The organism is Capnocytophaga ochracea DSM 7271 (assembly GCF_000023285.1).
Classification (GTDB): domain Bacteria; phylum Bacteroidota; class Bacteroidia; order Flavobacteriales; family Flavobacteriaceae; genus Capnocytophaga; species Capnocytophaga ochracea.
Window position 1 is genome coordinate 612,501 of record NC_013162.1, and the last position, 14,025, is coordinate 626,525.

Consider the following 14,025-nt stretch of genomic DNA (forward strand, 5'->3'; position numbering starts at 1 on the left):
TGGATACAGTTTATAAACAGGCTCACTCTGCCAATATTCCTTCGTTTCAATATCCATAACCGTAAGGCGTCCTTTGAAGCCCGCCCCTGTATCTACATTTGCTACTCCGTTTATAATAAGAGGTTTATCAGTCCCCAAGCGCGTCGTAGGTGTATGTCCTATATAAATTTCATTATAGAGTTTCAAACGGTTAGGATAGTACTTATCCGTTTTAGGAAGACTAACGCTACAAGCAAGTTCCCAAAGCGTTCTATCCCAATAGTACATCTGTTCGAAATGCTCGTGAGCAATCCCCCGCAAATTAGTAAATCCCGCGTGAAGAAAAAGCCTATTTTTGCTATCCAAGTAGTAATTTTCAAGCGAGTTTAAAAAATCAATATGAGCCTTTTTACGCTCTGCCGAAACATTTCGATAAGCCTTTTCAGTAGCTTTTCCTCCGTGCAAACGCCAAAGAGTATCCATCTCTTTTCCTAAAAGAAACTCACGGCAAAGCGCATCGTGATTCCCTCTGAGGAACAAACAACGCTGTTTCTTTTGGTATCCGATGAGAAAATCCATCACCTCGGGAGTCTCACTCCAACCATCAGCGTAATCACCAAGGAAAATAAGGTAGTCATCAGCTTGTATATCAGCCCTTTCAAGCACCTGCACCAAAGCGCGTAAAGCACCGTGTATATCGCCTATAACAAGAGTTCGCATAGTGTTTAATTTTGCTATTATTCGTCTGTGAAAAGTTCGGCAAAAGTAGTAATTTTTTTTCAATTATCAGACAATCTCTAATTTTCCACCTGCCCATCGCGCTATAACCTCACATCACCTCCGTCATTCGTCACCACATTCCCCCTCATTGAGGTAGCCAGCGACAGCTGGGTATGTGTAAAGGGGGAGGTTATCCCCTAGTGCCTATGGCCTAAGGCCTATCACCTCTTCCTCTTTCTTTCGCCTCGAAACCCCGTTTTTAACATTTTTTACCTTGTTATACTATGCTATTAATCAATTATTTATACACCCTTTCTATACCAATCGTCCAAGATTCGTATAAGCTTCCTATAAGCTCTCTATAAGCTACCCCCACCCAAATTACAGCTCATCTTTTACCTTTTACCTAAACCACCTCTTCCGAACTTCTCCGTTTCCTTCCGATAGCTCCGATGTGTCACTTTTAGTGGCACACACTTTGCCAAAGTTTGAAACTTTGGCAAAGTTAATTACTGGCATTTCTGGTATTATTGGCATTCCCGGTATTATTGGCATTATTGGCATTTATCTCATTTTCTAATTCTCTAATTTGCTAATTTTCTCTGCCTGTTGTGCTACGAACTTGCTAATTTGCTAATTATTCTCTATCTTTGCCCCCGTAAACTTAAAAACCCTTTTATAAAATGAAAAACAAAGATTTTGGACTCCTCGTCCTCCGCCTCACCATAGGCTTGCTTATGCTTCCTCACGGCATCAATAAATTATTACACGCCGATGCCTTTGGATATGTTCAAAGTACCTTAGTAGCCAAAGGTCTTCCCACCTTCATTGCCTATGGGGTATATCTTAGCGAAATCATCGCTCCTATAATGATTGTATTAGGCTTCCGAACCCGTTTAGCCGCTCTTATAATGGTACTCGGCGGAATTAGCACGCTCTTTTTGGCGTATGGAGGTCAAATTACCGCAGTTACGGCTCACGGTGGTTGGGCTCCTGAACTCCCTGGACTATTCCTTTTCGGTGCTTTAGCTTTGTTCTTTACCGGAAGTGGCAAACACGCCATTTCCACTCGCCACAAATGGGATTAACGAATGTTAGAACAAGTCAATCTTACCTACGAGAAAGTAGTACTTGTAGGGATTATCAATCAAACACAAACCGAAGAAAAATCTAAGGAATATTTAGACGAACTCGAATTTCTTACTTACACAGCTGGGGGTGAAGTGCTCAAACGCTTCACCCAAAAGCTTGATGTGCCTAACCCTAAGACCTTCATCGGCACCGGTAAGATGGAGGAAGTACAGCAATTTGTTGAAGAAAATGAGGTAGGTACTGTCATCTTCGACGATGAACTCACCCCTGCTCAACAGAAGAATATCGAGCGTATTCTCAAAGCAAAGATATTAGACCGCACAGGGCTCATTCTCGATATCTTTGCTCAGCGTGCACAAACCAGCTATTCGCGCACACAAGTCGAATTGGCACAATACGAATACCTCTTACCGCGCCTTACGGGATTATGGACGCACCTCGAACGTCAGCGAGGCGGTATCGGTATGCGTGGTCCTGGTGAAACCGAAATCGAAACCGACCGCCGTATCGTGCGCGACCGTATTGCCCTGCTCAAAAAGAAACTCACCGCTATCGATAAGCAAATGGCAACTCAACGCAGTAATCGCGGAGCATTAGTGCGTGTGGCGCTCATCGGCTATACCAACGTAGGCAAATCTACCCTAATGAACGTAATAAGCAAAAGCGAAGTCTTTGCCGAAAACAAGCTCTTTGCCACCCTCGATACCACCGTGCGCAAGGTTGTGATTGAGAACCTACCGTTCTTGCTCAGCGATACCGTAGGGTTCATTCGCAAACTGCCTACCCAGCTCATCGAGTCGTTTAAAAGTACCCTCGACGAGGTACGTGAAGCCGATTTGCTCTTGCACGTAGTTGATATTTCACACCCCAACTTCGAGGAGCATATCCAATCAGTAAACCAAATATTAGCCGAAATTCACAGCGCCGATAAGCCCACCATTATGGTATTCAATAAGATTGATGCGTATACCAATGAAGAAATAGCCGAAGACGATTTGGCTACCGAGCGCACTAAAAAACACTTCACTCTTGAGGAATGGAAACAAACTTGGATGCAACGAATGGGGCGCGATGTACTCTTCATTTCGGCACTCAATAAAAACAATCTCGAAGAATTCCGTGAGGTGGTGTACGAAAAGGTAAAGGAGATACACATCACTCGCTTTCCTTTTAATAATTTTTTATACGAAAAAATAGATGAATAAACTAATTTACTATTGGCTACGACAGCCTTATGTTGCACCTCATTAGCAGTTGCTCAAAACGATGAAAACCTCAACACCGATCGCCCCGACCAAAGTGAAGGGGTATACACCCTGCCCAAAGGTCAGTTTCAAATAGAAAATGGTTTAGTTTTCAGCAAAGAAGAAAGCAGTGATAACCTAATGTTACGCTACGGACTCATCACAAACACCGAACTCCGATTAGAAGCCGATTTCGACCTCCGTACCCCCGATTTTAGTAGTACTACTTTCAGCATAAAACAGCGTTTATACGAATCGGAACAGCGTTATATCCCCTCAGTGGGACTCATCGGTTATGGACAATACAGCAAAACAGACGCTAAGACTTATACTTTCGACGCTTGTTTAGCTTTTGAAAGCTCTCTTACCGACCAGCTTTCATTAGCTTATAGTGCTCGTAGCTCTGAACAATTTAAGAATTTAGATGTTACTGCTCAGGTCAATTATGCTCCCAACAACAAGCTATGGAGCTTTGTTGAGTATTACGCTTCCTATAATGGAATGCGTGCTCCTGAGCACAATATCAATGCAGGAATTGCCTATCTCCTAAAACCTAATTTTCAAATAGACCTCAGCGGAGGGCGTACCCTTTGGCAACCAGAACCTCAATATTTTGTAGGGGTGGGAATAGGATATTTATTCATTTAACAATATGGAAAATTTCGCCCGAAGTATGGCTTTTGCATCTCTAATTCCCCTCACAGAGGGGGCAGGAAGAGGTTTCTTCATTATTAATCACTAACCCATTAATCATTAACAATTAATCATTAAAAAAAATTGCCTAAAATAGGAAACATAGATTTAGGAGATTTCCCTTTATTGCTTGCACCTATGGAAGATGTAAGCGATCCTCCCTTTCGTCGCCTCTGCAAAATGCACGGAGCTGATATGCTTTACAGTGAGTTTATCTCTTCCGAAGGACTCATACGCGACGCCATTAAAAGCCGTCAAAAGTTAGATATTTTCGATTACGAACGTCCCGTAGGCATACAAATTTTTGGAGGTGATGAAGAAGCAATGGCGCTCTCAGCTAAAATCGTTGCCACTGTAAACCCCGATTTAGTAGACATCAACTTTGGTTGTCCTGTAAAGAAGGTTGTAAGCAAAGGTGCAGGAGCGGGGGTATTGAAAGATATCGATTTGATGGTGCGCCTTACCAAAGCAGTCGTAAACAGTACCCATTTACCTGTAACCGTAAAAACGCGTTTAGGCTGGGACGAGCAAAGTATCAATATAGAAGAAGTAGCCGAACGTCTGCAAGATGTAGGTATCAGCGCGCTTACCATTCACGCCCGTACCCGTAGCCAGATGTACAAAGGTCACTCCGATTGGAGCTACATTGCCAAAGTGAAGAACAATCCTCGTATCCATATTCCTATTTTTGGTAACGGCGATATCGATAGTCCTGAAAAAGCCTTAGAATACCGCAATACTTACGGTGTTGACGGTATAATGATAGGTCGTGCAGCCATTGGTTATCCGTGGATATTTAATGAAATAAAGCATTATTTTGCAACGGGAAAGCTTCTCCCCTCCCCTACTATATCCGATCGTGTAGAAGCTGCTAAAAACCATCTATTATGGTCGGTAGAATGGAAAGGTGAACGACAAGGAGTGTTGGAAATGCGCAGGCATTATGCTAATTATTTTAAGGGGATTCCTAATTTTAAAGAACATCGCCAGCGATTAGTAACGTTAGATTCCTCAGAAGAAATAATAAGAGAACTCGAAGTAGTGAGAGAATTAAAAAGGGAAGTCTAATAATCTAAGCTTTTTTACTTTTTATTTTTAGTAAACCATAGGTGAGCATTCCTAAAACAAATGAAGCAGTAATCGCCAAAGTAAAACTCCCTACTAAGTATTGCAACAAATTGTTTTTGATGTATTCCATTGCGGTGAGGTCTCCTTGCGGAAGAATCGTGCCCCCCACAAAAAAAGTACCTATTTTAAGAGAAGTGAAAATAAGCACCGGTATCATTGGGGGAATACTCACATTCGAGCAGATAAAAGCCAATGTTTTGTTCAAATTGAAGAATACTGCCAAAGTAATAGTAAGTATGGTTTGAAATCCCCAAAAAGGCGCAATGCCAAAGAATACACCTAATGCTACCGAACCTGCCTTCACACTATCGCTACTGTCGCTCTCTAATATATCTTCTTTAATAAAACGTTTGAGACTCTTCTTCTTAGCATCTCTAAAGAAATTACGCGGTTTGATATAGAAGAGCGCAATGAGCACCAACACACTATTCAGCACACTGATACGTATAAAATCCCTAAACGGACGAAAATGCGAAACTCGTTCTTCGGGGTCGTACAACACTTGTATAGGTACATTCTTCAGTTGTACCCCATTCCAACTACTGCGCACTAATATCTCTATCTCAAACTCAAACTTTTCGGTGTAATATTTCTTAGGAATGTACTGCAAAGGATATAACCTATATCCTGATTGCGTATCAGGAAGATTGACGCCCGTTTCGAGGTGAAACCAGAAGTTAGAAAATTTATGCCCGAAGCTACTTTTCTTAGGTACCCCGTCTTGGGTCATATTCCTACTACCTACCAATAGAGTAGGTTCGCTTTCCGCTTCGATAGTAGCTATAAATACAGGTATATCTTCGGGGTAATGTTGTCCGTCGGAGTCGATGGTAAGGGCATAGTCGTAACCTAAATTGCGAGCTTTGTCAAACCCTATACGTAGGGCATTGCCTTTGCCTTTATTCTTAGGAAGATGAATAATACTGAGCTCAGGGTAACGAGCAAGTATATCGGGAGTAGCATCGGTTGCGCCATCATTCACTATGATAATGTGAGAGGTATAACGCAACACCCCATCAATCACACGAGCGAGGGTTTTAGCATTGTTATAAGTAGGAATTAAAACGCAATAGTTCATAGTCCCATTTTCTTTTTCTCTCCATCGTTAAACACTTTCGACTTCTTTACAAACCCAGCTATATACTTTTGTAGTTCACGGGTTTGCTGAGCGTAGTGTGCAAGTATAAAATCCTTATCGTCTGTGATGTCGTTGCGATAGGGTACTACTTTGGGCAAGTGTTCTTGCACACTGAGGCGTATCAGGTGAAGTTCAGCGTTTTGAGGTTGCTGTTTGAGAGCGTTTTCTAAGAGCGGTTTACCCTCTTTGAGCAGGGCAATACGGTTACCTCCAAATTTTGCCAGTATCATCTTACTCGCCCCTTTATAGGCACTTAGCACCACATCGGTAGTAGGAGCATTAGCCATTAGCTCTACAAAAGCTACAGCATTCTCTTTGCTATCGGAAGCCGTAGTATAAGCGGTGCGTAGTTTCTCAAGGCTCTGTGCTTGCAGTGCTCCAAAACTCAAGAATAATATGATGAAGTAGATGTGTTTCATTTAGCCTATAAGTTCTTCAACTTTGCCAAAGTTCAAACTTTGGCAAAGTCTTATCTGTTTTCTCTTATCTGTTACTTGAAAATCGCTCTATACAGGTCGCTACCATTGGCATATAGCAAAAGGGCTATTAAAATAGCAAAACCTACCATTTGGGCGTGTTCTAATACTTTTTCACTCGGTTTTCTACCCGTTACCATTTCGTATAGGAGGAATACCACGTGTCCGCCGTCTAAGGCTGGGATAGGCAAAATATTCATAAAGGCTAAGGCAATAGATAGAAAAGCAGTGATATGCCAAAAAGCGAGCCAATTCCAAGACGATGGGAAGAGCTTTCCTATAGAACCAAAGCCTCCTACTTCACTGGCTCCCTTCTTGGTAAAGATAAATTTAAACTGGGCTACATAGTCGTGTAGCACATTGTAACCGTATGCAATTCCGTGACTGAGGGCTTCTCCTAAACTGTAAGTCTTATGGGTAAATTGTACCTCACCTTCGGTTTGCATACCACTGATACCTATTTTTTTATTACTGTCGGGAAGGACGCTGAGGGTCATTGGCTTTCCGTTGCGCTCAATAGCAAAAGTGAGAGGAGTGTTCTCAGGAGCCATTGCAAGGGCAGGAGTTACATCGGAGAAATAGTAAATAGGTTCTCCATTGATGCTTAACAGCTTATCGCCCTTTTGTAAACCTGCTTTCTGAGCAGGCATTCCCACTATTACTGTATCGATAATGGGTTTTACTTTTACACTAAAAGGAGTCGTTTCTCCTCGTAAATAGAGCATCTTCCCAATAGAATCGGGGAGAGATAGAGTACGCACAGTTCCGTCTTGTCCTTTTACGGTAAGCTCACTGGTATTGCGCAACAAGATATATTTACTTACATCGGCTACGCTTTCTAAGGGTTTGCCATTAATAGCGGTTACAATATCGCCGTTCTGGAACCCATAAGCGCGCATTGTGCGGGTTACTGCAAAACCTTCCTTAATACCTTCGGGTTTGAGCTGGTCTTGCCCCCAAGTGAAGAGTATCATCGCGTAAATAATGAAACCTAAGAGCAGGTTTACCGTTACACCACCTACCATAATGATAAGGCGTTGCCACGCAGGTTTAGAACGGAACTCCCACGGCTGTGGAGGTTGCGCCATTTGCTCCTTGTCCATACTCTCATCAATCATACCGGCAATCTTCACGTAGCCACCCAACGGTAGCCACCCGATGCCGTATACTGTTTCGCCTATCTTCTTCTTAAAAAGGGCAAACTTCACATCGAAGAAAAGAAAAAACTTTTCTACTCTTGTTTTAAAGAGTTTAGCAGGTATAAAATGTCCTAACTCGTGTAGGACTACTAAAATTGAAAGACTCAGAATCAGCTGAGCCGCTTTTATTAAAAATACTTCCATTCTTTTTTAGGTAAAAGGTAACAGGTAATATGACGCAAATGTTATGCCACCATTCACTTTTCACTATTCACTTTCTTATTTGCTAATTGTCCGCAAGCGGCATCGATGTCTTTACCACGGGAGTGGCGAACGGTAACGGTGATGCCTGCCTCTTCAAGCATTGTTTGGTAAAGTTCAAGCGCTTTAGGGTCGGCTTGTTGAAATGCTCCATCGTCAATAGGGTTGTACTCAATGAGGTTTACCTTAGAAGGGGCAAACTTACAAAACTTTATCAGTGCTTCTACGTCCTTCTTCTGGTCGTTGATCCCCTTCCACACTACGTACTCATAAGTAATACGGTTTTTGGTTTTTTGATACCAATACGCTAAGGCTTCGCGTAGTTCTTCCAGTGGAAATTGCTCATTGAAAGGCATAATGCCCGTGCGCACACTACTGATAGCCGAGTGCAAAGATACAGCTAATTTGAATTTTACCTCATCATCAGCCATTTTTTTTATCAATTTGGGGATACCCGAAGTGGATAGCGTAATGCGTTTAGGCGACATTCCTAAGCCCTCAGGCGAAGTAATCTTGTCGATTGCCTTCAATACATTATTATAGTTCATCAGCGGTTCGCCCATTCCCATAAATACTATGTTAGAGAGCGGACGACCAAAGAAAGCGCGACTCTGCTCATCGATTACCTTTACTTGGTCGAATATCTCATCGGGGAGGAGATTGCGCATACGTTTTAAGCGAGCTGTGGCACAAAACGAACAGTTGAGACTACACCCCACCTGACTGGATACGCAAGCGGTGGTGCGAGTATCGGTAGGAATTAGCACCGACTCTACTAATAACCCGTCGTGCAAACGCACTGCGTTTTTAATCGTACCATCGTTACTGCGCTGCATCACATCTACTTTGATATGGTTGATGCTAAAATGTTCGCTGAGCATCTCGCGAGTAGCTTTGGGCAGTGAGGTCATCTCCTCGAAAGTATGCACGCCTTTCTGCCACAACCATTCATATACTTGGTTGCCACGGAAAGGTTTATCGCCATTACTCTCGAAGAAAGCGCGAAGTTCCTCCTTAGTAAGAGCGCGTATGTCGCGTTTTTGTTGCATATATTTGTGTTAGAGATGAGGCTTTGCCTCAGAAATCTTACAAATCAATTCAAATCAAACAAAGAAGTATGAATAAAGGCGTTAGCTTCAACTTTGACAAAGTTTACGACCCTAATTATAATTTAAAATCCTTTACTACCTCTTCTAACGGCAAGCGCGATTTTGGGCGCAAGTGCAATTGATTGCTGTCCTCAGGGTCGCGGTAGCCTATTGCCACCGCGAAGAGCGTAGTGTATTGAGGTTCATTCAGAAGCTTGTCGTACTCAGTATTGACAATACCTTCCATAGGAGTACTATCGATGCCCATAGAAGCACAAGCACTGAGAAAAAATCCTAATGCGATGTACACTTGGTTGTTTATCCACGCATAGAGTCCTACATCACCTTTGGGTTTTTGTACTTTATGATAGAAGTTAAGTCCCATTTCAGTAGCTGCTTTAACGAGCTTTTCTTCAAATGATGGCAAAGCGCTATTCGCCATAAATACCACTAAATGACTTGCTTTTCTAACGCGTTCTTCGTTGGTAAGCGATACTTTGGCGAAAGCCTCTTTAGTAGCTTCATCACTTATGAAAACAAATTGCCAAGGCTGTGAATTGATAGACGAAGGAGCGAGGCGTAATATCTCTTTGAGCTTAGCGATATCTTCATCGCTCACACGTTTAGAGCTGTAATGTTTAGTAGTATAGCGGGTTTGTGCTAATTTTAAAAAATCCATAGTGTTTTGTTTTTAAGTTTAACTTTTAATTTCAAGGTGCAAAGGTACGGCGTAATTAGCAATTTAACAAATAAGGAAAAAGGTAAAAGGTATGGCAGGTGAAATATGGCTAAAAATCAAGAGGTTATTCGGAGGTCATTCGAATCTAAGGCTACGGTAAGACGAAAAATGTCCGCTCTCGATGGCTTTCTCAGAGAGGTAAAGGCAACGAGAGCGGAGTTTAACGTAAGAGTAAGAAAAAAGTTAGATTTATTAAATTGATTCTTTTCTTACCATTATTTTGTTATAGGCATATAGTGATAGGGCAGCAAAGACACCTATTCCACAAATAAGATACCACATTTTGTTGGGGTTATAAGTATTCCAAAGCAAATCGGTGATTTGAGACTGACTGAGACCTAACTTCTGACTTGCCAAATCGAAATATTCCTTTTTAGTGAGATTTTCGGGCATTGCAATGGCTTTATTTGTGAGTTCGGTTTTTAGTAAAGTATATTTATCAGACCATTTTTCGTATAAATCACCAGAAATAAGTCCTGCAATATAATTACCTACCGCCACAGGCAAGAAATAAGTGCCTTGATAGAGGGCTTCCTTCCCCTTAGGGGTGATTTGAGCGATAAAAGCTGAAAGCGTGGGGCTAGCAGCCATTTCGCCTATGGAGAAAATCATAGTGCCTATAATGGTAAACCACACATTATTAAACATAAAAGTGAGCGTTACCCCTATGGTTCCGATAATCGTACCGCGAATCATTGCGCTTACGTGAGTCATTTTGGTTACGAAATAGGATACAACTACCTGAAAGAAGATAATCATAAACGAATCGATATTGATAAACCATTCGGCTTTTACTTGTCCTTTTTCGGTGAGAATAGTGCCTAAGAAAGGCAAATGATGGTTAATCCACGCACTTACTTTGGAGGAATCTACCCAATCTTCGATAAAATTAGGCAGGGTGTAGAACAGCTGGTTGAACATCGTCCAAAAGCCGACCATCAGTATGAGCAGTATGGTAAGGCGACGGTCTTTGAGTGCCTCTATAATGTGCATTATGGATTCTTTGATTTCGGTGAGGATAGGTTTGCTGTCGCGTTGTGCCATTTTAGGTTCTTTGAAAAAGAATAAAACTACCAGCAGGTTGATAACCATTACCACCGCAGCTTGCAGGAAGATAATGCGCCAACCGAGGGTAGTGCGTAGGTAAGACGACATTGCAGGACCTAAGAAGCCTCCGACGTTTACCATCATATAGAAGATACCGAAGCCCATTGTACTGGTGCTTTCATCGGTATTGCGGGCAACGGTACCGTTGATAACGGGTTTGAAGAAGCCCCCTCCAACGGCGGCAAAGAGGAACATCATATACATCGACCAATAGGTGTTTACTTCACCCATTAGGTAATAGCCTATCGCCATTATAGTACAAGAAATGACTAAAGAGAGTTTGTAGCCTATACGGTCGGCTATCACGCCAAAGACGAGTGGCAAAAAGTACTGTATAGCGGTTACGTTACCTATAATACTTCCTTTTTCGGTATGCGAAAGACCTAATCCGCCTTGGTCAGTTGAAGCTACTAAATACAAGGGGAGAAGGGTAAAGATACCGTAGAAGCCCCAACGTTCCATCAGTTGGAGGAAACTTGCTACCCAGAAGTTGGGTGAGAAAGTTTTGAGTGTTTGACCAAAGGATTTTTTATTTTCTGACATAGTTCATTTATTTTTGATATCTGTTTGAAAAGGCTCTGAAAATTTTATTGTAAAAGGAGGTGATACATATTTAGGTTTGTTTTTAGGAAAAATTGTAATTAACCTCTATAACATATGGCAAAACAATTGATTATTAGGGCAATCAGCTTAGACAAAGTTTGAAACTTTGGTTAAGAGCAGGGTGCATCACATTTTACTTTTTGATTCATAGTATACGCTGAATTAAAGTGCAAAAGTAAGAGCATTTTTGCTTCTATAAAAATAAAAAAGGGGTTTTATACAAAGGGGGTTGGAGATGTTATAAATATAACAACGCTCATAATGCCATTAATACTGGAAATGCCAATAATGCCATAATTCAACTTTGACAAAGTTTAAAACTTTGCCAAAGTTCGAGACGAAAAAGCGATGACAGCCATAGAGAATTAGCAAATTAAAAAATGAGAGAATTAGAAAATAGGGGGAGGTTGAGGGGTTCGGAAGATATCGAAAGGGTTCGGAAGGACGGGTTGAGATAAAAGGTAAAAGATGAGCTGTAATTTGGGTGGGGTTAGCTTATAGAGAGCTTATAGGAAGCTTATACGAATCTTGGACGATTGGTATAGGAAGGGTATATAAGTGGTTGGTTCATAATATAATACAACAACGCTAAAAATGTTAAAAACGGGGTTTCGAGGCGAAAGAAAGAGGAATCCTCACCCCGTCCCTCTCCCAAGGAGAGGGGGAATGTGGCGACGGAAAAGAGAAGAAATGACGAGTGACGAATGATGAATGACGGAGGTAATGTGAGGTTATAGCGGCGACGGGCAGTCGTAGCACGGCTGGCAAATTAATTAGCAAATTTATGTGGGGTACACAGGCGTTTTATTAATAGCAGATGAGCAGATAAGAAGTGACAAAAATAATATAAATAGTGTATAATTCTTTCGTAGATAGCATATTTTTCTTACTTTTGCCCCAAAATCTTAAAAACAGATAATAGAATGGCAGACACTCAACTCACTCCCGAACAATATGAACTTTTCAAAAATGCTGAAAATCGTCTCAAGCAGAAACGATTGTTATATCTTCACTTCTTTGTCTTTGTGTTAGGCTCTATCTTTTTTGTAGTAGCCAATAAGGTATTAGACTATGGAGCGACCTATAATTGGTATTTGTGGGCGATACTCTTATGGCTTTTCATCTGGCTGTGGCACGCTATAAATGTATTTGTATTGCATCGCTTCTTAGGAAAGGAATGGCAAGAAAAGCAACGCGAACAACTGATAGCAGCCCAACAGAAAAAACTTATAAAGATGGAAGCCGCAGTAGAAAAAGAGCTTGCTACACAAAAGGAACAAGCAAAACGTGAATTGGCAGCTGAACAGGCTGAGAAAGATAACGAGCAAACCAATACGCCGTCTACAAACTTTTAACTGTTCACTTTTCACTTTTCACTAAATATGATAACTCTTATAGCTGCTGTTGCCGAGAATAATGCTATTGGCAAAGGAGACCAACTGTTATGGCATTTGCCTGAAGATTTTAAGCATTTCAAACGCCTCACGACGGGACACTGCATTATAATGGGACGGAAGACCTTCGAGACTTTCCCCAAACCTTTGCCTAACCGTATACATATTGTTATTACGCGCCAGAAAGGGTATGCGAAAGAGGGAGCTGTGGTGGTTTCTTCAGTTGAAGAGGCTATAGAAAAGGCTTTGGCAATAGACCCTAACCCTTACGTGATAGGCGGTGGAGAAATCTATGCACAAGCCCTCCTCTTTGCCGATGCGATAGAACTCACACGGGTACATCACACTTTTGCCGAAGCTGATGTATTCTTTCCTGAGTTTAACCGTGAAGAATGGGAGTTAGTAGCCTCTGAGCGTTTTGAAAAAGACGAACGGCACGCTTATGGGTTTACTTTTGAAAGATACGTTGTAACACGGTCGTAGCACGACGGGTAGCCGTAACACGGCGGGCAGTTGTAGCACGACAGGCAATTTTGTAGTGATTATAATATACCAATACTGGTTGTGAAATAGAAAATATTACGCGTAGAAGCGAGTTATAAATAGAATAAAAATGAAAAAATGGATTGGCTCCTTTGCTCTATGGCTAATGGGGTGGAAGATAGAATTACAAGGTGATTTGAAAACTTTAAATCGCTGTGTATTAGTAGTAGCACCGCACACTACTAATTGGGAGTTTGTTTTGGGTATCTTGGCTTATTGGAAGATGGAAAAACCGATTAAACTCATTATAAAAGACGCACATACCAAAGCGTGGTACGGCTGGTTAGTGCGCAAGTTAGGAGGGATTGGCATCAATCGTTCACAGCGCAATCACTTGATAGAATTTGTTACTGAACTCTTTAAGAAAGAAGACTTTAGCTTGGTAGTAACCCCTGAGGGAACGCGTTCTAAGGTGAACAAGTGGCGTATGGGCTTCTACCATATAGCTCTTTCTGCCCAAGTACCCATAGTTTTAGGTGCTGGTGATTTTAAGAAGAAAATGATATATATCGGGAAGACCATTAGCATAGAAGACTTACAAACGCTCCCACAAGAGCAAATAATGGAGGAAATACAGAACTTTTATAAGGATATTACTCCTAAATACCCCGAGCAGTGGAACCCTAAAATTTATTGATGTGAAAGCAGTCGTTATAAGGAATTGAATAATATAAAAAGTCA

14 protein-coding genes (1 of these 14 cut by a window edge) are annotated in these 14,025 nt (G+C 41.6%); 7 read left to right on the forward strand and 7 right to left on the reverse strand.

What is annotated here, in order from left to right; translation table 11 throughout:
- Positions 1–699, reverse strand: the 5' portion of a protein-coding gene (locus COCH_RS02430; RefSeq protein ID WP_015781783.1) for a metallophosphoesterase. Its footprint begins 24 nt before the window's first position; 699 of the gene's 723 nt are visible here — the first part of the coding sequence; it begins with the start codon at positions 697–699; the stop codon falls past the left edge of the window.
- A gap of 683 nt (positions 700–1,382) precedes the next feature.
- Here COCH_RS02430 and COCH_RS02435 point away from each other — a divergent pair.
- The 4 genes from COCH_RS02435 (at position 1,383) to dusB (ending at position 4,796) form a co-directional block, all read left to right on the forward strand.
- On the forward strand, positions 1,383–1,787 hold the full coding sequence (locus COCH_RS02435; protein WP_002673772.1) for a DoxX family protein: 405 nt from the start codon (positions 1,383–1,385) through the stop codon (positions 1,785–1,787).
- 3 nt (positions 1,788–1,790) lie between these two features.
- Positions 1,791–2,996, forward strand: a complete 1,206-nt coding sequence (hflX, locus tag COCH_RS02440; RefSeq protein ID WP_002673774.1) for a GTPase HflX — start codon at positions 1,791–1,793, stop codon at positions 2,994–2,996.
- Positions 2,997–3,008: 12 nt separating this feature from the next.
- Positions 3,009–3,683 (forward strand): transporter, encoded by a 675-nt coding sequence (locus COCH_RS02445; protein ID WP_015781784.1) that lies wholly within the window; start codon positions 3,009–3,011, stop codon positions 3,681–3,683.
- 129 nt (positions 3,684–3,812) lie between these two features.
- Positions 3,813–4,796: a tRNA dihydrouridine synthase DusB gene (dusB, locus tag COCH_RS02450; protein ID WP_015781785.1), complete on the forward strand. Its 984-nt coding sequence runs from the start codon at positions 3,813–3,815 to the stop codon at positions 4,794–4,796.
- Positions 4,797–4,800: 4 nt separating this feature from the next.
- On the opposite strand, the gene COCH_RS02455 is transcribed toward dusB, so the two are convergent.
- The 6 genes from COCH_RS02455 to COCH_RS02480 all read right to left on the reverse strand — a co-directional run bounded on the left by COCH_RS02455 (position 4,801) and on the right by COCH_RS02480 (position 11,347).
- Positions 4,801–5,934, reverse strand: coding sequence for a DUF2062 domain-containing protein (locus COCH_RS02455; protein WP_015781786.1), 1,134 nt, complete (start codon positions 5,932–5,934; stop codon positions 4,801–4,803).
- Positions 5,931–6,413 (reverse strand): hypothetical protein, encoded by a 483-nt coding sequence (locus COCH_RS02460; RefSeq protein ID WP_015781787.1) that lies wholly within the window; start codon positions 6,411–6,413, stop codon positions 5,931–5,933. The genes COCH_RS02455 and COCH_RS02460 overlap by 4 nt, the downstream gene beginning before the upstream one ends.
- Before the next feature lie 71 nt (positions 6,414–6,484).
- A complete protein-coding gene (rseP, locus tag COCH_RS02465; protein WP_015781788.1) occupies positions 6,485–7,813 on the reverse strand; it encodes an RIP metalloprotease RseP in 1,329 nt (442 codons plus the stop codon).
- A gap of 53 nt (positions 7,814–7,866) precedes the next feature.
- Entirely contained in the window at positions 7,867–8,919 is a 1,053-nt protein-coding gene (gene rlmN / locus COCH_RS02470; RefSeq protein WP_015781789.1) for a 23S rRNA (adenine(2503)-C(2))-methyltransferase RlmN, read from the reverse strand.
- A gap of 115 nt (positions 8,920–9,034) precedes the next feature.
- Positions 9,035–9,637, reverse strand: coding sequence for a nitroreductase family protein (locus tag COCH_RS02475; protein ID WP_015781790.1), 603 nt, complete (start codon positions 9,635–9,637; stop codon positions 9,035–9,037).
- Between the two features lie 252 nt (positions 9,638–9,889).
- The gene (locus COCH_RS02480) at positions 9,890–11,347 is read right to left on the reverse strand and encodes an MFS transporter (RefSeq protein WP_002673787.1); all 1,458 of its coding nucleotides are present in this window, start codon (positions 11,345–11,347) and stop codon (positions 9,890–9,892) included.
- Positions 11,348–12,330: 983 nt separating this feature from the next.
- Here COCH_RS02480 and COCH_RS02485 point away from each other — a divergent pair.
- The 3 genes from COCH_RS02485 to COCH_RS02495 all read left to right on the forward strand — a co-directional run bounded on the left by COCH_RS02485 (position 12,331) and on the right by COCH_RS02495 (position 13,981).
- A complete protein-coding gene (locus COCH_RS02485) occupies positions 12,331–12,762 on the forward strand; it encodes a 2TM domain-containing protein (RefSeq protein ID WP_015781791.1) in 432 nt (143 codons plus the stop codon).
- Positions 12,763–12,789: 27 nt separating this feature from the next.
- Positions 12,790–13,284, forward strand: coding sequence for a dihydrofolate reductase (locus tag COCH_RS02490; RefSeq protein WP_015781792.1), 495 nt, complete (start codon positions 12,790–12,792; stop codon positions 13,282–13,284).
- 130 nt (positions 13,285–13,414) lie between these two features.
- Positions 13,415–13,981, forward strand: a complete 567-nt coding sequence (locus tag COCH_RS02495; protein ID WP_015781793.1) for a 1-acyl-sn-glycerol-3-phosphate acyltransferase — start codon at positions 13,415–13,417, stop codon at positions 13,979–13,981.
- Positions 13,982–14,025: the final 44 nt, after the last annotated feature.